The organism is Flavobacterium frigidum (assembly GCF_048286795.2).
The window spans coordinates 427,301-447,874 of record NZ_JBLVPT020000001.1; the positions used below are offsets into that span (position 1 = coordinate 427,301).

Annotated in this window: 17 protein-coding genes; 12 read left to right on the forward strand and 5 right to left on the reverse strand. The window is 35.3% G+C overall.

Annotated features, from left to right (window positions below):
* Positions 1–221 precede the first annotated feature (221 nt).
* From lgt to ACNQGB_RS01975, 3 genes are all read left to right on the forward strand, one after another.
* Entirely contained in the window at positions 222–1,049 is an 828-nt protein-coding gene (gene lgt / locus ACNQGB_RS01965; RefSeq protein WP_417946996.1) for a prolipoprotein diacylglyceryl transferase, read from the forward strand.
* Between the two features lie 140 nt (positions 1,050–1,189).
* On the forward strand, positions 1,190–1,717 hold the full coding sequence (locus ACNQGB_RS01970) for a GNAT family N-acetyltransferase (RefSeq protein ID WP_417946997.1): 528 nt from the start codon (positions 1,190–1,192) through the stop codon (positions 1,715–1,717).
* Positions 1,718–1,806: 89 nt separating this feature from the next.
* Complete coding sequence (locus ACNQGB_RS01975; protein WP_417946999.1) at positions 1,807–2,688, forward strand: sulfurtransferase; 882 nt, start codon at positions 1,807–1,809, stop codon at positions 2,686–2,688.
* Here ACNQGB_RS01975 and ACNQGB_RS01980 read toward each other — a convergent pair.
* The 3 genes from ACNQGB_RS01980 to ACNQGB_RS01990 form a co-directional block, all read right to left on the reverse strand.
* Complete coding sequence (locus ACNQGB_RS01980) at positions 2,678–3,685, reverse strand: IS30 family transposase (protein ID WP_472777054.1); 1,008 nt, start codon at positions 3,683–3,685, stop codon at positions 2,678–2,680. The genes ACNQGB_RS01975 and ACNQGB_RS01980 overlap by 11 nt on opposite strands.
* 303 nt (positions 3,686–3,988) lie before the next feature.
* Positions 3,989–4,768, reverse strand: a complete 780-nt coding sequence (locus ACNQGB_RS01985; protein ID WP_417944869.1) for a TlpA family protein disulfide reductase — start codon at positions 4,766–4,768, stop codon at positions 3,989–3,991.
* Positions 4,769–4,877: 109 nt separating this feature from the next.
* The gene (locus tag ACNQGB_RS01990; RefSeq protein WP_417944871.1) at positions 4,878–5,336 is read right to left on the reverse strand and encodes an RNA methyltransferase; all 459 of its coding nucleotides are present in this window, start codon (positions 5,334–5,336) and stop codon (positions 4,878–4,880) included.
* Positions 5,337–5,814: 478 nt separating this feature from the next.
* Here ACNQGB_RS01990 and ACNQGB_RS01995 point away from each other — a divergent pair, with 478 nt between their 5' ends.
* The 4 genes from ACNQGB_RS01995 to ACNQGB_RS02010 all read left to right on the forward strand — a co-directional run bounded on the left by ACNQGB_RS01995 (position 5,815) and on the right by ACNQGB_RS02010 (position 13,676).
* Positions 5,815–9,645 (forward strand): T9SS type B sorting domain-containing protein, encoded by a 3,831-nt coding sequence (locus ACNQGB_RS01995; RefSeq protein ID WP_417944872.1) that lies wholly within the window; start codon positions 5,815–5,817, stop codon positions 9,643–9,645.
* 320 nt (positions 9,646–9,965) lie between these two features.
* On the forward strand, positions 9,966–11,402 hold the full coding sequence (asnS, locus tag ACNQGB_RS02000) for an asparagine--tRNA ligase (protein WP_417944873.1): 1,437 nt from the start codon (positions 9,966–9,968) through the stop codon (positions 11,400–11,402).
* 78 nt (positions 11,403–11,480) lie between these two features.
* Positions 11,481–12,947, forward strand: coding sequence for an RNA polymerase factor sigma-54 (rpoN, locus tag ACNQGB_RS02005; RefSeq protein ID WP_417944875.1), 1,467 nt, complete (start codon positions 11,481–11,483; stop codon positions 12,945–12,947).
* 141 nt (positions 12,948–13,088) lie between these two features.
* Positions 13,089–13,676 (forward strand): Uma2 family endonuclease, encoded by a 588-nt coding sequence (locus ACNQGB_RS02010; protein WP_417944877.1) that lies wholly within the window; start codon positions 13,089–13,091, stop codon positions 13,674–13,676.
* A 120-nt stretch (positions 13,677–13,796) separates the two neighbouring features.
* Here the strand turns inward: ACNQGB_RS02010 and ACNQGB_RS02015 are convergent, their stop codons facing one another.
* The gene (locus ACNQGB_RS02015) at positions 13,797–14,390 is read right to left on the reverse strand and encodes a thymidine kinase (protein ID WP_417944879.1); all 594 of its coding nucleotides are present in this window, start codon (positions 14,388–14,390) and stop codon (positions 13,797–13,799) included.
* Between the two features lie 234 nt (positions 14,391–14,624).
* On the opposite strand from ACNQGB_RS02015, the gene ACNQGB_RS02020 reads away from it, so the two are divergent.
* From ACNQGB_RS02020 to ACNQGB_RS02040, 5 genes are all read left to right on the forward strand, one after another.
* On the forward strand, positions 14,625–15,602 hold the full coding sequence (locus tag ACNQGB_RS02020) for a hypothetical protein (protein ID WP_417944880.1): 978 nt from the start codon (positions 14,625–14,627) through the stop codon (positions 15,600–15,602).
* A 66-nt stretch (positions 15,603–15,668) separates the two neighbouring features.
* Positions 15,669–16,382: a 16S rRNA (cytidine(1402)-2'-O)-methyltransferase gene (gene rsmI / locus ACNQGB_RS02025; RefSeq protein ID WP_417944882.1), complete on the forward strand. Its 714-nt coding sequence runs from the start codon at positions 15,669–15,671 to the stop codon at positions 16,380–16,382.
* A gap of 14 nt (positions 16,383–16,396) precedes the next feature.
* A complete protein-coding gene (locus ACNQGB_RS02030; RefSeq protein ID WP_417944884.1) occupies positions 16,397–16,741 on the forward strand; it encodes a HopJ type III effector protein in 345 nt (114 codons plus the stop codon).
* A gap of 107 nt (positions 16,742–16,848) precedes the next feature.
* Complete coding sequence (gene recJ, locus ACNQGB_RS02035) at positions 16,849–18,540, forward strand: single-stranded-DNA-specific exonuclease RecJ (protein ID WP_417944885.1); 1,692 nt, start codon at positions 16,849–16,851, stop codon at positions 18,538–18,540.
* Positions 18,541–18,550: 10 nt separating this feature from the next.
* Positions 18,551–19,819 carry an MFS transporter gene (locus tag ACNQGB_RS02040; protein WP_417944887.1) on the forward strand — a complete coding sequence of 423 codons (1,269 nt, stop codon included), beginning with the start codon at positions 18,551–18,553 and terminating at the stop codon, positions 19,817–19,819.
* Here ACNQGB_RS02040 and ACNQGB_RS02045 read toward each other — a convergent pair whose 3' ends face one another.
* Positions 19,820–20,572, reverse strand: a complete 753-nt coding sequence (locus ACNQGB_RS02045; protein WP_417944889.1) for a UDP-2,3-diacylglucosamine diphosphatase — start codon at positions 20,570–20,572, stop codon at positions 19,820–19,822. It abuts the gene before it with no gap.
* Between the last annotated feature and the right edge of the window lie 2 nt (positions 20,573–20,574).

Here is a 20,574-nt window from a genome sequence, read left to right on the forward strand (position 1 = left end):
GTTTAAAAAAAACAGGAAGGATTTTCACTGCTATCCGGGCTAGGGAACTGTTTAGGGTAGAGAAATTTTTTAAACTAAACGATTTAAAAACCTCAAAAATAGTAGAACGGCACGTTGCACTAAAAAAAGTATTATATTAGAATTGCAATTGTTTTATAGTGTACCACTAAAACTTACACAGCACGACTATAAATTAATACTAAAACATTAAGAAAAAAATTATGATTGGATTATATATAAATTGGGAGGTAGACTCAGAAATCATCAATATAGGCGGATTCCCTATAAAATATTACGGACTATTATTTGCTGCGGGTTTGCTGTTGTCCATGGCAATACTTAAGAAAATTTATAAGAAAGAAAATTTAAATGATAGCGCACACGAAGCATTATTTCTATACGGCATCATCGGGATTTTTGTTGGAGCGAGATTGGGGCACTGCTTCTTCTATGACTTTGATTATTATTCTAAAAATCTAATCGAAATTATTTTACCAATAAAAAAAACGATCACTGGGGATTATAAATTCGTAGGTTTCTCAGGCTTAGCCAGTCACGGAGGAACAGTAGGTTTACTTATTTCTATTTATTTATATTCAAAAAAATATAAAATCAAGTACCTCAAAATCCTAGATTTAATTGCAATTGTTGCTCCACTTGGAGCGGCGTTTATAAGGCTTGCCAACTTAATGAACTCAGAAATGATTGGCAATCCCACAACATTACCATGGGCATTTATTTTTAAACGTGTTGACACTATACCAAGGCATCCTGCTCAATTGTATGAAGCCATTGCTTACTTTGTTATTTTTCTATTACTCTTTATAACCTACAAAACTAAAAACATAACAATAGGAAATGGTTTTTACTTTGGCCTAGCAATTACGCTAATTTTCAGCATGCGAATCTTAATCGAGTTTGTCAAGATCAATCAAGTAGCATTTGAAGAAGGCATGAAGTTGAATATGGGACAAATTTTAAGTATTCCTTTTATATTAATTGGTTTGTATTTTACAATAAGAAATGGGCGAAATAAGGAAATGAACTAAAAAAAACCGTTGAGAGACCTGGAATAAATAGTAATCAAATCTTTTTTTTTAAATAACAAATGGCCAATTATCGTACTAGTTTTTGAAAGGGAAAAGGAAAATACTAAAATGTCAGCTCAATTTATTCTTAAATAAGAAAAATGAATACCTACAATTTATCAACTGCAAGACTGCTTATAAAGCCTATTATCCAAGCTGATCTTCATTACGTTCACACCTTACATTCACTTCCTGAAGTAGACCAATTCAATACTTTAGGGATTCCAGAAAATATCAATGATACCAAAGCCATTCTTGATAAATGGATGACTGGAAATACACGTAGTTTTACTTTCACAATTTGTTTACAAACTTGCCAAGAATGTATCGGGATAATTGGAATTAATTTGGGGAAACCTAAATACAACAATGCAGAAATTTGGTTTAAATTTGATCCAGCTTACTGGAATAAAGGATACGCAACAGAGGTTGTAAATGCCATCCTAGAGTTTGGTTTTAACACCTTGAAACTGCACCGAATTGAAGCCGGTTACGCTACAGGTAATATCGGCTCTATCAAAGTATTAGAAAAAGTAGGTATGATAAGAGAAGCACATACAAGACAACTGCTACCACTACAATCAGGTTGGTCTGACAATTATGGTTACGCAAAATTAGCAACCGACTAATAAGGATTAACCACGTAGCTGTATATTTTTTCTAGGCATAAACAAACTGTTCTTCACAAACCAATCCCTTAAAAAACCGCAATAAAATCATGGCATACAGCGAAATAACAAATACGACAAAACGCCTCTCACCACTTATTGAGGCTGCTGAGTTATCGGAATTGTACAAAAACGATGCAGTAGTTCTTGTTGATGTTAGCAATGGGAAAGACGCTAAAGCCAATTACAACGCAAAACATTTAGACCAAGCACTGTTCGTCGATTTAAATACTGATTTGGCTGATATTAAAGTGGATCTCGCAAATGGAGGAAGACATCCTTTACCACAAATTGAAAAATTTGCGAAGACGTTGACAAAGTTCGGAATAACAAATAGCAGTCACGTTGTCATTTATGATGATAAAAACGGAGCCAATGCTGCAGCTCGATTTTGGTGGATGTTGCGAGCAATTGGTCATGAAAAAGTTCAAGTTTTAAATGGAGGATTACAGCAAGCCGAAAATATGGGGTTTCCAACAAATGATAAAACAGAAACGCCAAAGCTTATCCCAAACTACACATTCGACAATTGGAAACTACCAACTGCAACAATTACCGAAGTGGAAAACAATTCTCAAAACGAAAATTATTTGGTTATTGATGTTCGAGAAAACAGTCGATATCTCGGCGAGTATGAGCCTATAGATTTAGTGGCAGGTCATATTCCTGGGGCATTCAACATTCCTTTTACTACCAACTTAAATCAAAATGGGCGGTTTTTATCCGCAGCAGAACTAAGACAACAATATCAAAAAGTGTTTGGAGCTATTAAACAAGAGAACATCATTATTCATTGTGGCTCTGGCGTTACCGCATGCCACACTCTTTTAGCAATCGATTATGCTGGGCTAGCAATGCCAAAACTGTTCGTTGGCTCTTGGAGTGAATGGTCTAGAAACGATAAAGCGATTATAGCTGTGTTCAACTCATAAGTGCAACAAACTTATTATTTAGAGTTTCAATAGGACTAAGGTAATTGAATTTTCTAATGGGTCTGTTATTAATTGATAATTCTACTTGTTTAATTCTTTCATTGGTTACAATTCGTAAATCAGTTTTCTTTGGAAAAAATCTTCTAATTACACCGATTCTATTTTCTACAGTTCCTTTTTCTTGCGAGGTGTATGGTGTTGTAAAATAGGTTTTTAGATTAAATATTTTTGCGATTTCAGTATGTCCAGCAAACTCTTTTCCGTTGTCAAAAGTGATTGTTTTGACGTAGCTGGAGTTAAATCTAGAAAGCCTTTCAATTATTTTCTGTGTGACTTCTAATGATGTTTTTCCCTGCAACTTATCTATCATGGTAATTAATGTAGTTCTATCTGTAAGGACTAGCAATGCTGATTTATGGTCTTTTCCCATCATTAAATCGGCTTCTAAATCTCCGATTCTTTTTCTTTGTTCAATAACAGCTGGCCTCTCACTTATATGTTTACGATTTAGAATTGCTCCTCGAGTGTCTTTTATATTCCCTCTTTTTTGTCTCCTTTTACCATGTTTCAATTCTTGGTAAAGTGTCTTAAAAGGTTTATTCTCTATCCTGTTGGTGTGCTTAGATTCCCATATCCATTTGTAAATTGTTTCATGACTAACTATTGCTTTACCTTCTAATTTCCAACGTTCTGAAATTAACTCCGGACTCCATTTGTCCAAGGTAATTTTATCGAAGATAGCTTGCTTCAAATCAGGTGTTAATAAAACTATTTTATACTTTTCTTTATGACGATTACTTGTTTTTCGCTGTGCGTTTAAAGCACAGTATTCTCCAGAACCCCTTCCTCTTTTTGGTATAGATCGTTTTAGTTCTCTACCAATAGTACCGCGATGAACACCTAACTGATCTGCAATTTTCGTTTGATTAAAACCAGCTTGTATTAGAGCTTCGATTTGGTATCTTTGTTCCACGGTTAATTGTTTATATTTTTTCATGCAAGACAAATTTAGGCTTTTGACCTTAAACACTTGGGGGATAACTCCAAGTGTTTTTAATTTATCTGTTGCACTTATAACTTGAACTTACAATAGTTTTTAAATGATCTATTTACATCAAAATTTTTAAGCCGTTTTATACTTCTTAAAGATTTATTTGATTTTAAAACTTGATGAAAATAATAAAATTTACAGACCCATTTATTAAAAATCTCGTTTGCTGGACAATGCCACAAAGAACTAAATAAACGTATAATTAGCTTTATGAGCAATGAGCCTGCTGTTCTATCGGGCTCATTTTGTTTATTTTATTTTACTACTATTTTCTAAGGCAATCTCTAAATCTTGGTATTTTGATGTTACTTTCTCGATAACCCCATTCTTATTAACAATAAAATGAGTAGGAAAAACATTAACTTGAAGGGCTTTATTCATATAATTTTTCAAATTAGGAACGACTGAATACAACAATGGTTTTTTTAACAAGAAAGCCTCCAGCTGCTCCGCCGAATCTTCAGCCAAGCTTATAAACACGATATCTTTTCTGTTTTTGTATTGCAGAGCCATTTCATTTACCTCCGGAAATTCTGCGACACAGGCCACACAATGAATGAACCAACATTTAATTACTACTATTTTCCCTTTGAGGTTTTCATTAGTAATCAAATTACCGTCGAGGTCTTTAAAAGAAAATACGGGAAAAGGTTTCCCTTCCTTTTTAAAATTCTGCATTGTGGCGAAAGCCTCCTCTGCAATCGTAGCTTGTATGCTTGTATCGGAAGTAGCCTCAATTTTAAAAAGTTTATAATAAAAAATATTTTTGTCGGTCGATGCAAGCCGAATCGGGATAAAACCACCATCTGCTAATGTTTTAAGAAACTCCCCTTTGGTAATTTCTTTTGAACTAGCATCTAGGCCAATAAAATTTCTAGAGAGCATTACATTATTATTATAATAAGTCCACCAATCTATAAAATTTTTCTGAATATCTAAGGAATTTACTTCAGGCTCGCCATAAGAGGTTGGACTAGAACAAGAAATGAGCAGTATAAAAAAAGATAGGCTATAAAAAATATTTTTCATAATGATTTAATAAGTGACTAATGTACCCGATTTAATCTAATGCAAAAAAAATAATTTACTTTATTTACCGCTATTGGGCTTAGAACTCAGGAACAGTTGAAAAACCGTATCAGGATCTTGGTTTAGCAAGACCTCTATCATAAAGTACAATACTGCCTGCAACAGATACGTTTAAACTTTTCTCAGATTTGAATTTGACCAAATGATGGCATTTTGCGATAGCTGCTTTCGATAGACCGTTATCCTCGGCACCTAATAAATACACGCAACGTCGTGGATGTTCAAACGTTTCGAGATCAACAGCGTTTTCATCCAATTCCACACCTACTAAGCGAGCGCCTTTGGGTAAGTTGTTGTAGAAATCCTCAAACGATTCATAATGAAAATAAGGAATTGATTTGACTGCATTGTGCGTATCACAGGCTTGTTTAGCATAGCGATTACCAATTGTAAAAATATAACTGGCGCCTAAATTTTGCGCCGTACGCCACAAAACCCCTAAATTTTCGGGAGTTTTACCGTTTTGGATTCCGATACCAAAATATTCTGTTACAAAATTGTCGTTCATGCCGCAAAAATACAAAGTGTTTGTAGGTTAATCAAGTTTTTAAACCGGATTATACTTAGAATGCATTACAAGTTTACATCTGACAGAAGTACATTTTTTTTGGAACTGACGAACTTGATAATTGAAGACTCTTAGCCCCGATAGAAGCGGCATCCTTTTATCTCGTTTTTAAGAAGGAGATAAAAGATAGAGTGAATAGCGGGAAGCAGCTCCTGATTGACTTAAATATATTTTAAAACTTTAATGGTCAATACTTTGAGTATTAATATTGCAACTATACTTTATAATTCCTTACCAGTGAAAATACTTAGAACTAAAATAGCGTAAACTCTTAAAACATAATAAAACTAATTTTAAAATTAATATCTGCTGTGTGTATTTTAGCATTTTTACAAAATTAACAAAACAAATATTCCTACAAATTTTACGCTAACTCATAAATAAAATGTACTTTTAATTACTTTTTTAGATTTATGTTATGAATAAATTTTTTACATTTTTGCTATTCTCGTTTTCTCTATCAGTATATGCTCAAGGCGAGGCTAATATTTGGTATTTTGGTGACCGTGCAGGAATGGATTTTAACAGCGGCACTCCAGTTGCATTAACTAATGGAAAACAGACTACTTATGAAGGTTCTGCAACAATATCAAACAGTGCTGGTCAATTGTTATTCTATACTGATGGTGTATCTGTTTATAATAAAAACCATCTCTTGATGGAAAATGGAAGCGATCTAAGAGGTGGTTATTCCAGCACGCAATCAGCAATTATAGTAAAAAAGCCTAAATCCTCCACGATTTATTATATTTTTACTTGTGATACTAAAGGGAGTAGCGAAGGAATAAAATATTCTGAAGTAGATTTATCTTTAAATGGAGGATTAGGAGCCGTTACTTCCAATAAAAATATTTTATTATTTGCGCCAACTACTGAAAAATTAACAGCAGCTTTAAATAGAACGGGAGAGGGAGTCTGGGTCATTACTCATGGATATGGAAGTAATAATTTCTACTCATTCTTTGTAGATAACTCAGGTGTAAATTCTATCCCAGTTATTAGTAGTACTGGTGTATTAGTAGCAGGCGTTCAGGATGCCATTGGTAGCATGAAAGTGGCTCCAACAGGGGATAAATTAATTTGTGCTAATACCTCCAGTTTAACTGAACTGTTTAATTTTAATAATGAAACTGGTGTCGTAACTAATCCTCGATTGATTACGAATAAACCAAATTCTTATGGTGTAGAATTTTCACAATCTGGAAAAATTGCATACCTAACAACCGGAAGTGATATTCCTAAGAAATATGAACTGAATCAATATGATTTAACAGCTGCTAATATCCCTGGTTCTGAAATCAATTTAATAACTACAATCTACAGGGAATCTAGCCCACTTGCCTTGCAGTTAGCTCCTGACGGGAAAATCTATGTAGCCAACGACCTCGTCCCTTATTTAAGCGCTATTGCTAATCCTAATGTTTTGGGTATTGGATGTAATTTTCAATTAAAAGCTGTTGACCTGAAGGGCAGACTTTCGTATGCTGGTCTTCCTCAATTTACACCATCTAATCTTCAAGTCACCATAAAAATGCAAAATAACTGCTTGGGCGAAAGCGCTTCTTTTTCATTAGATAGCAATCGAGAAATTATTGCTGCGCAATGGGATTTTGGTGATGGCAATTCCTCCACTGATCTCAGTCCTAATCATTTTTATTCGTCAATAGGAAATTACACCGTTTCCGTAAAAGCAACATCGAATACAGGTGTAACAACAGAAACTAAAAACATTGTTATTTACGAACTTCCTACAGCCTCTCAACCACAAAATATCTCAATATGTGATAACAATAATGATGGTTTTCATGCTTTTGATTTGACATCTCAAAATGCAGCAATACTTAATGGTCAAGACCCCAATTTATATAAGGTTGATTATTATGTTAACGCTTCTGACTATAATGATAATTTAGCCATAAATAGCCCATCAACATACACAAACACAACAGCCTACTTACCACAAACGATAATTGCTTCAGTAACAAACAAAGCTAATCCGTCTTGTAAAAGCAGTACTTCATTTTCAATTTCTGTTAATGAAAGACCTATTCCAGAAATTTCCACTGCTATATCAACCTATATAGTTTGCGATAATACGAGCGTTGGTAATGATACTGATGGACGTGTTTTATTTGATTTAACTCAAAAATCTTCAACAATTTTAAAGGGACAGTCAGCGACTCAGTTTTTACTTAGTTATTACAAAGACATTGCTTTGACGCAAAATATTGCAGCGCCATCAGCTTATGCAAATGCCAATGAAACAGAAACGATTTATGTAAAAATGTATAACAAAAATGATCCAATTTGTTTTGCAACAACATCGTTCAATATACAAGTGAGTGCATTACCTATTATCAATCAAAATGTTGATTTAAAACAATGTGACGATGATATTAATGGATTTACTGTTTTTAATTTAGAGGAAGCAATCCCAAAAATAACAGCTAATGCTACAAACGAAAGCATCACTTTTTTTTCAAAACAAATTGATGCACAAAATAATCGCAACCCAATAACTAATCCCACTAATTATAGCAATCAAATAATCAATAACGATATAGTTTATGCACGAATTTCAAACTCCAATGGCTGTTTTAAAATTGCTACAATAAACCTAATAATTTCTACAACGCAAATTCCTATTAATTTCGTTAGAAATTTTACAGTTTGTGATGATGCCATTTTGGGTACCAATACAGACGGTATTTCGAGTTTTGATTTTAGTAGTGTAAACAAGGAAATAAAAGATCTTTTTCCCACAGGACAACAATTAGACATTACCTACTATCGCAATTTTAATGATGCTTTAACAGAAAAAAATACAATTTTAGATATTGTAAATTATAGAAATATAGGGTATCCCAATTTTCAAAAAATTTATGTTCGTATTGATAGTAAACTTAACAATGATTGTTTGGGTTTAGGTTCTCCTATTCAATTAAATGTTGAATCAATACCAGTTATGCAACCTATTAAGGAAATACAATGTGATGACAACCACGACGGCTTTTTTGCTTTTGACACCTCTACAATTCAAACTCGATTATTGAATGGTTCAACTAACGTCACTTTGAAATACTTTGATGAAAATAATAATTCTTATTCAAGTCCGCTACCCAATCCTTTTGTAACTCATTCGCAAATAATTAAAGTAGAGGCAGCCAACAATTCAATAACTGCTTGTTCCTTTGAAACAACATTAGAATTCGTGGTTTCTAATTTACCAGAAGCCTCTCCTATTCCCTCCAATATGTTAATTGTTTGTGATGATGAAATCGATCCCACTAAGCAAGACGGAAAATATGCTTTTGACACTTCTACCTTTCAAAATACCATCTTGAGAGGTCAAACTGGAATGATCGTAAAGTATTATGATGCAAGTAATAATTCACTTTCAAGTCCATTGCCCAACCCATTTGTAACCAGCTCACAAAATATAAGAGCGGAGGTAATTAATTCAAATAATGCGAACTGTATAGCAACTATGACTATACCATTTGTAGTTCATCCGTTACCATCAATAAACTTGACCGGTAAGGAACGACTTTGCAGCAATAGTAGTAATCCTACCAAAGTAATCAATGCAGCCCTTGTTGATGAATTATTAATAGATAATTACACATATGAGTGGACTTATAACGGAAATCTAATTAGTGGCGAAACAGAATATAATTTAACAATTGACAAAACGGGAACCTATACCGTGAAAGCAACTACTGTTGACGGATGTTCTAGAACTAGAATAATTGTAGTTTCTGCCTCTAATATTGCTAAAATAGAAAACATAAAAATTGAAGATCTTACTTCTATAAATAGTATTCAGGTTATCGCAACGGGTACAGGTGACTATGTTTATGCCTTGGATGACGAAAATAGCTACTATCAATCAGAAAATCTTTTTACTAATGTTAGTGCAGGAATCCATACGGTTTATGTAAAAGACTTGAATGGCTGTGGTATTGCCTTACAAGAAATAGCAATACTTGGAATACCGAATTTCTTTACACCAAATCAAGATGGTTTTAATGATTATTGGAATATAAAAGGCGTCAACAACACCTTTAATGCTAAAACAGTTATTCATGTTTTTGATCGATATGGTAAGTTAATAAACAAGTTAAATCCTTTAAATCAAGGTTGGGATGGAAACTTTAATGGGCGACCTTTGCCTTCTGACGACTATTGGTATACCATAGCACTAGAAGATGGTAGAATTTTGAAAGGACATTTTACCTTAAAAAGATAAAATAACATGCACAATAGGCTAAAAATTAAACCTTAATTTCTATTATATTTAGCAAGTCCATTTTTAATTAATTAGAGATTTCTCAATTCCAATACTCTATAGCCCCGATTACTTCAGCATGCTGTTATTTAGATAGGAGTTACATGAACTGCATTTGAAGCGACTCCTTTTGCTTTTTTAAAGAAAAAAAGTAAAAGATAAAGCGAATAGCGGGAAATAGCTCCTGATAACATCATTTCTCACCGTGACAATTACAAACAAATCATTTATATTTGCAGTTCGGTTACGAGACAATTTTTAATATCAACTATATACATAAAATGAGACATACAAAAGTTAAAGACTTACTAAACAGCACAAAAACGCTTCATGAAGTAAATGCAAAAGGATGGGTGAGAACTTTTAGAAACAATCAATTTATTGCCTTAAACGATGGTTCGACCATTGATAATATACAATGTGTTGTCGATTTTGAGAACACGCCGGACGAAACGTTGAAGAGAATTACTACTGGAGCAGCAATATCTGTAACAGGAACGTTGGTGGAAAGTAAAGGTGTCGGACAGAAATTTGAGATTCAGGTGGCTAAACTGGAAATCCTTGGAGATTCAGATGCAGAGAAATTCCCGATACAACCAAAAAACAAACCGAGCTTAGATTTCTTGCGTGAAAATGCACATTTAAGAGTTCGTACTAATATGTTTGGAGCGATTATGAGAGTACGCTCTGTATTATCGTATGCGGTTCACAGTTATTTTCAGGAGAAAGGTTTTGTATATGTGAACACCCCAATTATCACGGGATCTGATGCAGAAGGTGCGGGAGAAATGTTTAAAGTTACGGCTTTGCCATTTGACGGAACGCCAAGAACCGAAGACGGAAAAGTAAATTATAAAGAAGATTTCTTCGGGAAAGAAACGAACTTAACGGTTTCTGGACAATTGGAAGGAGAAACTTTTGCAATGGCTTTGGGTCAAATTTATACTTTTGGACCAACATTTAGAGCGGAGAACTCTAATACTTCGCGTCACCTTGCAGAATTTTGGATGATTGAGCCAGAGGTGGCTTTCAATGATTTGAATGACAATATGGATTTGGCTGAAGATTTTATTCAATATGTGATCAAATACACCTTGGACAAATGTCCGGAAGATTTGAAATTCTTGGAAACACGATTATTGGACGAAGAGAAATCGAAACCAGTTGCTGAAAGAAGCGAAATGGCGTTACTTGACAAATTAAACTTTGTTTTAGAGAACAATTTTAAACGAGTTTCATACACGGAAGCAATTGATATTTTAAGAGAATGTACGCCAAATAAAAAGAAAAAATTCAATTATATCATTAACGAATGGGGTGCTGATTTACAATCAGAACACGAGCGTTATTTAGTGGAGAAACACTTTAAATGTCCAGTAATCTTGTTTGATTACCCGGCAAATATCAAAGCATTTTACATGCGTTTGAACGAAGATGGAAAAACAGTTCGCGCCATGGATATCCTTTTTCCTGGAATTGGAGAAATCGTGGGTGGCTCTCAAAGAGAAGAACGTTTTGATGTTTTGGTTGAAAAAATGAAAGCCTTAGGGATTGATGAAGAAGAATTGTGGTGGTATCTTGATACCCGAAGATTCGGTTCGGCGGTTCACTCTGGTTTTGGACTTGGGTTTGAAAGATTGGTATTATTTGTAACAGGAATGACCAACATTCGTGACGTAATTCCTTTCCCAAGAACACCAATGAATGCAGAATTCTAAAAATTTGTTTCAAGTTTCAAGTTTCAAGTTAAACAAACTGAAACTTGAAACCTTAAACAAAAACAACAAAAATATAAAATGCTAAAGCAATTCTTAAATTTAAAATTATCCCAAAAATTATCTCCACAGCAAATCCAGCTGATGAAGTTAATTCAATTGCCTACGCAAGCTTTTGAGCAACGTTTACTCGAGGAAATGAACGAAAATCCAGCTCTTGAAACTGGAAAAGAGGAAGAGGATTACGAGAAAGACGAGTTCGAAAACGAAGATTATGATGATTATGATGATGCCGAATCAGAGCGAATAGAAGCTGAAGATATCAATATCGACGAATATTTAAGCAACGATGAAACGCCTGATTACAAAACACAAACCAGTAATTACAATGACGATGATGATGATCGCGAAACACCATTTGCTGCTCCGGTAAGTTTTCACCAAGATTTAATCAATCAGTTAAATACTTTTATCCTGAATGATGAAGAGCGTGAAATTGCTGAGTTCCTCGTTGGCAGTATTGACGATATGGGTTACATCCGTCGTAGCGTACCAGATATGGTAGATGACATGGCGTTTACTCAAGGCATTTACACCGATGAAAAGATGGTGCAAAAAATGCTGCAAGTCATTCATGAACTAGAACCTTCTGGTGTAGGAGCACAAGATTTACAAGAATGCTTGCTGTTACAATTGAAACACAAAACACCCACAGAATCTGTAGAACTAGCCACTGATATTATCGAAAATCAGTTTGATGCATTTACAAAAAAACATTACGACAAGTTAATTCAGAAATACAATGTTTCGAATGAGCAACTTAAAAAAGCAATTCACGAAATAGAGAAACTGAATCCAAAACCAGGCGGTTCTTTTACTGGAAATAATAAAGTTACTGAAAATGTAGTACCTGATTTTGCTATTAGAATTGTTGAAGGCGAGCTGGAATTGACCTTGAACGGACGGAATGCACCATCGCTGCATGTTTCTAAGGATTATCAAGAAATGATGCAAACGTATAAGGATTCTCGCGACAAATCGGCTCAGCAAAAAGATGCAGTACAGTTTATCAAACAAAAACTGGATTCGGCTAAATGGTTTATCGATGCCATTCGCCAACGTCAGGAAACGCTTTTTGTTACCATGAACGCCATTATGCACTATCAAGAAGAATTTTTCCTAGATGGTGATGAAACCAAACTGAAACCAATGATCCTGAAAGACATTGCTGATATGGTAGGTCTTGACATTTCGACCATTTCACGTGTGGCCAATAGTAAATATGTAGAAACACCGTATGGTACAAAACTGATCAAAGAGTTTTTCTCAGAATCTATGAAAAACGATCAAGGTGAAGATGTTTCGACACTCGAAATCAAGAAAATCCTTCAGAATACGATTGAAGAAGAAGACAAGAAAAAACCACTTCCAGACGATCAACTTGCCGAAATTCTTAAAGAGAAAGGCTATCCAATCGCAAGAAGAACCATTGCAAAATACAGAGAACAACTCGATATTCCAGTAGCGAGAATGAGGAAGAAGATGTAAAATTGTTGATTTCTGATTCAGTTTTATAGATAACAAAATTCACTTTTTCTGGGTTAGCCTTCTTTGTTTGTGTTTAATAAGTAGAAATGCCTTCAAATACAGGAGTGATAAATTTTAGTAACTTTGCAAAAAAGAAGCCTTATGATAACGGACATCAATCAATTAGATTTGAATAAAACCTATTCCTATGCCGATTATTTAACGTGGCAATTTCAAGAAAAACTGGAATTGATAAAAGGAAAAATTTTTAAGATGAGTCCGGCACCAAGTACTACTCATCAACGAATTTCTGGAAATCTGCATGGACATCTTTTTAATTTTTTCAAACCACATCCTTGCAATCTTTTTGCTGCTCCATTTGATGTTCGATTGATAGATAAAAAGAAATCGAAATTAGACCAAGAAATTTATACCGTGGTTCAACCTGATCTGTGTATAATTTGCGATGATGCCAAAATAGACGAACGAGGCGCTATTGGCGCTCCTGATTTGGTTATAGAAATTCTATCCCCCGGAAATTCCAATAAAGAAATGAAGTATAAATTTGATTTGTATGAAGAAGCTGGAGTTCTTGAATATTGGATTGTAAACCCAGCCGACAAAACGGTTTTTATTTATGTTCTAAAAGAAAATCAATTCATAGGAATGCATCCATTAATTGAGGAAGATACCATTCAAAGCAAACTATTTCCAGAACTAGATTTTACCTTAGAATCTATCTTTAACTAAAAAAAATGACAAACCCTTTCAAAATTATGAAATTTGAAAAGGTTTGTCATTTTTAATCCGTACTATATTTTAATTCGGCACCAGCTCCCTCTCCTTCGGAGTGGGTCGGGGAGAGAATTTTCATTTTTTATCTGCATCTTTCCGCATCGCATGATAATACGCGGCACGACTTAAAGGCTCGTATTCTTCGGTTTCGCCTAACATGACAAGCTTGTTATTATCTGTTTTACGAAAACTATAATTCGCTAAATTTCCGGAGCGGGTACATACGGCATGCACTTTAGTTACATACTCAGCAGTTGCCATTAAGGCAGGCATGGGTCCAAAGGGATTTCCTTTAAAATCCATATCCAGTCCAGCTACAATCACACGGATTCCTTGATTCGCCAAATCGTTACAAATTTTGACTATTTCATCATCAAAAAACTGTGCTTCATCAATGCCTACTACATCGCAACCTTGCGCCAAAATAGCAATATTAGCTGCAGCGGGAACGGGCGTAGAACGAATTTCGTTAGCATCATGCGACACCACCATTTCCTCGTCATAGCGCGTATCAATGGCCGGCTTAAAAATTTCTACTTTTTGTTTGGCAAATTGTGCTCTTTTCAAACGACGGATCAGTTCTTCAGTTTTACCCGAAAACATGGAGCCGCAAATGACTTCGATCCAACCAAATTGTTCTTTATGATTTACTGTATTTTCGAGAAACATTTTGTATTTTTCTGACTTAAAAAATGAATAGCTTTTATTACTTCGTAATAGATAAACGGACTTAAAAATTTTATACTTTTACGTCGTTTCAAAAGTATACAATTTATATCAAATCGAGTATTTGACCGCACTTATTTAAAAAAATAAATCTTATTCATAAAGAATTCCTTTTCTAGGGAAGATATACAATAACCATCGACACAGACCTGCCTAACACGCTATAATTTCAACAGTATGAAAAAAAAATTGGAAGCCGATTTAATCAGCATTGCACACCGAATATTACAGCTAAAAAATAAATCTGACATAAACCAATTGTATTCAGAGACTCAAAAATTGTATGAGAAACTTTCTGTATTGCGCTTTATAGAGGAGCACTTTAGCGAAGTACAGCCTACAATTGGAGGAGTCGCATTAGAACAAAAAATCGAATCTATTTTTGACCAAGAAGCATTGCCTCAAACCAAAATTAAATCCATAATTGCAGCAACTGTTTCGGAAGAAATCCACGAAATACCGGCAGAAGAAACCACGCACGCTGCAGAAATAAATGAAGTGGAAACGGTACTTGAAGCGGCAGTCGACACCGAAACCCCTTTAGAAGTAAGTGCACTTACTGAAGTAAAAACACCAGAAATGGAAGAATTAATGGTTGTTGAGGAAGAAAAAGAAATTGAAGAAGAAATAATTATAACCACTGAAATCGCTTCAATCCATCCCGATTTTGAGCTAACTCAAGAGGACGTAACAGAAACGGAACAAGAAATGTCAAAGAAAAAGGAACCGGTCCAAATTTCTTTTGAAGATTTATTAGGTGGAAATTACCATGACACTCAATTTGTAAAGGTCCAAGAAATTAAAGACACTCCTAAAGAAGCTGTGATCAACCCTTCGAAAGAAATCATTGTGGAGGAGGAAAAAGAAGAAATTATAAAAGAAGAAACTGTTGAACAAAAAGCTATTTCCTTGAACGAAAAATTAGCCAAAGGAATCAACATTGATCTAAATGATCGTATTGCTTTTATAAAACACCTTTTTGGTAACAGCAGCGAAGACTACAACCGTGTTTTAAACCAATTGATAACGTTCAATACCTTTTACGAAACCCGCGATTTTGTTCAAGAAATGGTGAAACCAGACTACAACAATTGGGAAGGAAAACAAGATTATGAAGAACGTTTTATGGATATTATAGAGAAAAAATTCTTGTAAATATCCTAGATTTCCATTGCGATCAGAATTGATACTTTTGGAGATTTTTACTAAATTATTTCAGCTATGTCAAAATTATATATCGTTCCTACACCCATTGGCAATCTCGAAGACATGACTTTTCGAGCCATCCGAATTCTTAAAGAAGTAGATTTGATTCTTGCCGAAGATACGCGTACGAGCGGAAAATTGTTAAAGCATTTCGAAATTGGCACGCACATGTACAGCCATCACATGCACAACGAACACAAAACTGTCGAGAATCTCATCTCGAGATTAAAAGCTGGGGAAAACATAGCTTTGATTTCGGATGCGGGAACACCCGCGATATCAGATCCTGGTTTTTTACTGACTCGCGCATGTGTTGAAAACGGAGTTGAAGTAGAATGTTTGCCAGGTGCAACAGCATTTGTACCTGCTTTAGTCAATAGTGGTTTACCCAATGATAAATTTGTTTTCGAAGGATTTCTACCTGATAAAAAAGGACGTCAAACTCGTTATTTGGCTTTAGCCGAAGAAACAAGGACCATGATTTTATATGTTTCCCCTCATAAATTAGTGAAGACTTTAGCGGAATTCATCACCTATTTTGGCGAAGACCGTCAAATATCAGTTTCTAGGGAATTATCCAAACTGCACGAAGAAAATATTCGTGGCACCGTTAAAGAGGTCGCTGCTCATTTTGACAAAATAGCGCCTCGAGGCGAAATTGTAGTGGTTGTAGGTGGAAAAATAATAACTAAAGAACCTAAAAAAAGTAAATTTTCAGAAGAAGAATAACCTACAAATACATCATGAATTTAGAATCCTTTTTAGAAAAATTAAAGCAGACACCAGAATCCATCACTTTTACAGAAACTATCGCTGTAATTGAAGAAAACTACAGTTTTACTCCCACAGCATTCGAGAACGGTTTGCAACACAATACAGTTGGAGAAAATTTAGGATCCTGTAAATTATTTTCGTTTGCGGAACTTCAGGAACTAACTCCAGAAGAAACTTTAGCTTGCTTTGGCGCTTACTATTTTGAAGATGTTTTAGGAAATCCAAACGGGACTGATCATCAAAATATTCGCAATTTCATGAAAACGGGCTGGGACGGAATCGCTTTTTACGGAAGTGCTCTAGTGTTGAAATAAAAATACAAATTCTCTTTCAGGTCGAGCGCAGTCGAGACAGATCAATTAGTCTCGAATGCGCTCGAGCTGACAAAATTCCAAACACAATTATATAATTCCAAATCAATATGCGTTGGACCTTAAAACCAAAACCTTCAGAGGAGACTGTGAAACATTTGGCGACAGCCTTAAATGTAGAAGATTTTGTGGCCACTTTATTAGTGCAACGTGGCATTAACACTTTTGAGGAAGCAAAAGCATTTTTCCGTCCAAGTTTAGATAATTTACATGATCCATATTTAATGAAAGATATGGAAAAGGCCGTAGAACGCATCGAGAAAGCAATCGAAAACGAAGAAAATATTCTTGTTTTTGGCGATTATGATGTTGATGGCACTACTGCTGTTTCGCTCGTTTCTTCCTATTTAAAAACCTATTACCCTAATGTTGCTACCTATATTCCGGATCGGTATGACGAAGGTTACGGCATTTCATTTAAAGGAATTGACTTTGCAGATGACAATGGTTTTTCGCTTATTATCGCTTTAGATTGTGGTATAAAATCGATCGATCATGTGGCATACGCCAAAGCTAAAAATATCGATTTCATCATTTGTGACCATCACAGACCAGGAGAATTCTTACCCGATGCCGTTGCTATTCTTGACCCAAAACGAGACGATTGTACTTATCCTTATGATGAATTGTGTGGTTGTGGAATCGGTTTTAAATTGATTCAAGCGTTGGGTCGCAACCAAAACCAAACTACCGAAGATTTGATTCCGTATTTAGATTTAGTATCGGCTGCCATTGCCGCTGATATCGTTCCCATGACTGGAGAAAATCGGGTGCTGGCTTATTTTGGATTACAAGTCATCAATTCTAACCCAAGGCCAGGAATCAAAGCCATCATTCACCAAATAAAAAAGAAAGTTTTAGATATTACCGATGTTGTTTTTATTATCGCACCCAGAATAAACGCTGCAGGACGCATTAAACATGGGAATCACGCGGTGGAATTGTTAACCGAATTTGATTTTGAGCAAGCCCAACAATTTGCTTCTGAAATCGAGGCATATAATTCAGAACGAAAGGATTTAGACAAATTAATCACAAAAGAAGCCTTACAACAAATAGAGCAAAACAATGAAAAAGAACGTTTTACTTCCGTCGTTTTTCAAGAAGATTGGCACAAAGGCGTAATAGGAATTGTCGCTTCAAGATTGATAGAAACCTATTATCGTCCTACGCTTGTTTTTACTAAAAGTGGCGATAAATATGCTGCTTCAGCGCGTTCTGTAAAAGGATTTGATGTATACAATGCCTTGGAAGCATGTTCAGAACATTTGGAACAATTTGGCGGTCACATGTATGCTGCAGGAATGACGCTCCTTCCGGAAAACTATCAAGTCTTTAAAGAAGCTTTCGAAAAAGAAGTTGAGAAAACAATACATCCCGATATGCTAACGCCTGAAATTGCAGTTGATGCCGAGATTGATTTTGCTAATATTACTCCAAAATTAATCCGACTACTAAATCAGTTTGAACCTTTTGGACCACAAAATATGACTCCAATTTTCCTGACCAAAAACATCAAAGATACCGGTTATGGAAAACCTATGGGCCAAGAAGAGGAACATTTAAAACTTTTTGTCAAACAAAATAATTCCGAAGGCATTGCTGCAATTGGTTTTAATTTAGGAAACAAAATCGAATTGACTACGCATCAAAAATCTTTTCAAGCCGTGTATTGTATTGATGAAAATGAGTGGAACGGCAAAACAAGCTTGCAATTGCGGTTGCGAGATATTAAAGAATGATTGCTAAACTATGAAAAAAAACGACCCTTACTCGGCGCTGCGCTATAGAGAATTCAATATATTTTTGTTATTGCGTTTTGCAATGGTTTTTGGATGGTCCATGCAGTTTATTATTATTGAGTGGGAAGTGTACAGCTTAACCAAAAATCCGTTATCATTAGGAATCATCGGATTAATGGAAGTCATTCCAGCCATTTCGATGGCTTTGTTTGCCGGACACATTGTAGATCAAAAGGAAAAAAAAGGTTTGCTTTTCAAATGTATTTTGGGATTTTCAATTATTAGTTTGGGCTTATTTTTATTTACTTGGCCTCCTTTTATAAAAGATTTTGCTACCCAAACTATTTTATACTCCATTTACTTTTTCGTGTTTTTAGGAGGATTGGTCCGCGCTTTTCTGGGTCCGACCATATTTTCTCTTTTGGCCTTGATTGTTCCTAAAAAAATATATCCAAATGCTGCGACTTGGAGTAGTTCCGTCTGGCAGATCAGTTCTGTTTTAGGGCCTGCAGTTGCGGGTTTTTCGATCAATTGGATTGGTGTTCATGGATCTATGTTCATCGTTTTAGCCTGTTCACTTATCGCGTTAGTTGCTTTGACTCAAATTGAAACGAAACCAATTTTGAATCCAAAAATTGGCGAACCCATTATGGAAAGTTTGAAAGAAGGCGTGAAGTTTGTTTTCAACAACAAGACCATTTTAGGCGCTTTGTCGTTGGATATGATTGCAGTCCTTTTTGGCGGAGCCGTTGCATTGTTGCCCATTTTTGCTCAGGATATTTTGAAAGTAGGACCTCAGGGATTTGGCGTTTTGAGAGCTGCGCCAGCTGTTGGCGCTTTTTTGATGCTAATAATCTCCGCTTACATTCCTTTTACAAAAAATGCGGGTATGAAACTGTTATCGGCAATTTTTGCGTTTGGAATTTGCATCATTGTTTTTGGACTATCCTCTATTTTTTGGTTATCCGTTGCCGCTTTATTTTTAAGTGGTGTTTTTGATGGGATTTCAGTAGTCATACGCCAAACCATTCTTCAACTGAAAACTCCAGATCACATGCGGGGTCGCGTAGCTGCTGTGAATTCTATATTTGTGGGCTCTTCTAACGAATTGGGAGCTTTTGAAAGTGGCTTAACGGCTAAACTGATGGGAACTGTGAGCGCAGTAGTCTTTGGTGGAAGCATGACATTGGTTACTGTGTTTATTACAGGAGCCGTATCGCCTACTTTTAGAAAACTGGACTTGCAAAAAGATGTTGAGGAACACGAAAAGAGCGAGTAATTAATACTTTTTGATTTCGAAATCCTCGCCATCAAAAACGCCAAAGGTAAAATAAGTAATCCAGTCGCCTAGATTCACGTACTCGGCATTTTCGCCTACAGGTACTTTCATAGGTAGATGGCGGTGACCAAAAATAAGGTAATTGTAGTGCTTGGTTTCTAGTTTTCTTTTGGAATAAAGAATAAGCCATTCGTTGTCTTCACCAAGAAAAGTCACATCTTCATCACCTGAAATAAGTTTGTTTTTAACGGACAGGTATTGCGCCAGTTTTACGCCAAGATCAGGATGTAGCCAGCGAAACAACCATTTAAAAAACGAATTGGTAAATACTTTTTTCATACGTTTGTATCCTAGATCTCCAGGACCTTTTCCGTCACCGTGGCCAATAAGGAATGTCTTCTCGCCAAAAGTGTATTCTTGATTGTCATGAAAAACTGGAATGTTCAATTCCTTCTGGAAATAATCTTCCATCCACAAATCATGATTCCCCACGAAGAAATAAATAGGAATACCACTATCACGAAGTTCTGCTAGTTTACCCAAAACACGGATGAAACCTTTTGGCACTACGGTTTTATATTCGAACCAAAAATCAAATAAATCGCCCAATAAAAAAAGAGCTTCGGCATCACTTTTAATTTCGTCGAGCCATGCCACGAATTTTTGTTCTCTAGGAAAACTCAATTCGGGTGTTGGTGCGCCAAAATGCTGATCGGATGCAAAATAAATTTTCTTATTGTGGGGTAATTGCATGA

What these genes read in the sequence shown, in the direction of transcription:
- lgt (WP_417946996.1), top strand. Translation starts at nt 222, where the DNA reads ATGATTGGATTATATATAAATTGGGAGGTAGACTCAGAAATCATCAAT.
- ACNQGB_RS01970 (WP_417946997.1), top strand. Translation starts at nt 1,190, where the DNA reads ATGAATACCTACAATTTATCAACTGCAAGACTGCTTATAAAGCCTATT.
- ACNQGB_RS01975 (WP_417946999.1), top strand. Translation starts at nt 1,807, where the DNA reads ATGGCATACAGCGAAATAACAAATACGACAAAACGCCTCTCACCACTT.
- ACNQGB_RS01980 (WP_472777054.1), bottom strand. Translation starts at nt 3,685, where the DNA reads ATGAAAAAATATAAACAATTAACCGTGGAACAAAGATACCAAATCGAA.
- ACNQGB_RS01985 (WP_417944869.1), bottom strand. Translation starts at nt 4,768, where the DNA reads ATGAAAAATATTTTTTATAGCCTATCTTTTTTTATACTGCTCATTTCT.
- ACNQGB_RS01990 (WP_417944871.1), bottom strand. Translation starts at nt 5,336, where the DNA reads ATGAACGACAATTTTGTAACAGAATATTTTGGTATCGGAATCCAAAAC.
- ACNQGB_RS01995 (WP_417944872.1), top strand. Translation starts at nt 5,815, where the DNA reads ATGAATAAATTTTTTACATTTTTGCTATTCTCGTTTTCTCTATCAGTA.
- asnS (WP_417944873.1), top strand. Translation starts at nt 9,966, where the DNA reads ATGAGACATACAAAAGTTAAAGACTTACTAAACAGCACAAAAACGCTT.
- rpoN (WP_417944875.1), top strand. Translation starts at nt 11,481, where the DNA reads ATGCTAAAGCAATTCTTAAATTTAAAATTATCCCAAAAATTATCTCCA.
- ACNQGB_RS02010 (WP_417944877.1), top strand. Translation starts at nt 13,089, where the DNA reads ATGATAACGGACATCAATCAATTAGATTTGAATAAAACCTATTCCTAT.
- ACNQGB_RS02015 (WP_417944879.1), bottom strand. Translation starts at nt 14,390, where the DNA reads ATGTTTCTCGAAAATACAGTAAATCATAAAGAACAATTTGGTTGGATC.
- ACNQGB_RS02020 (WP_417944880.1), top strand. Translation starts at nt 14,625, where the DNA reads ATGAAAAAAAAATTGGAAGCCGATTTAATCAGCATTGCACACCGAATA.
- rsmI (WP_417944882.1), top strand. Translation starts at nt 15,669, where the DNA reads ATGTCAAAATTATATATCGTTCCTACACCCATTGGCAATCTCGAAGAC.
- ACNQGB_RS02030 (WP_417944884.1), top strand. Translation starts at nt 16,397, where the DNA reads ATGAATTTAGAATCCTTTTTAGAAAAATTAAAGCAGACACCAGAATCC.
- recJ (WP_417944885.1), top strand. Translation starts at nt 16,849, where the DNA reads ATGCGTTGGACCTTAAAACCAAAACCTTCAGAGGAGACTGTGAAACAT.
- ACNQGB_RS02040 (WP_417944887.1), top strand. Translation starts at nt 18,551, where the DNA reads ATGAAAAAAAACGACCCTTACTCGGCGCTGCGCTATAGAGAATTCAAT.
- ACNQGB_RS02045 (WP_417944889.1), bottom strand. Translation starts at nt 20,572, where the DNA reads ATGCAATTACCCCACAATAAGAAAATTTATTTTGCATCCGATCAGCAT.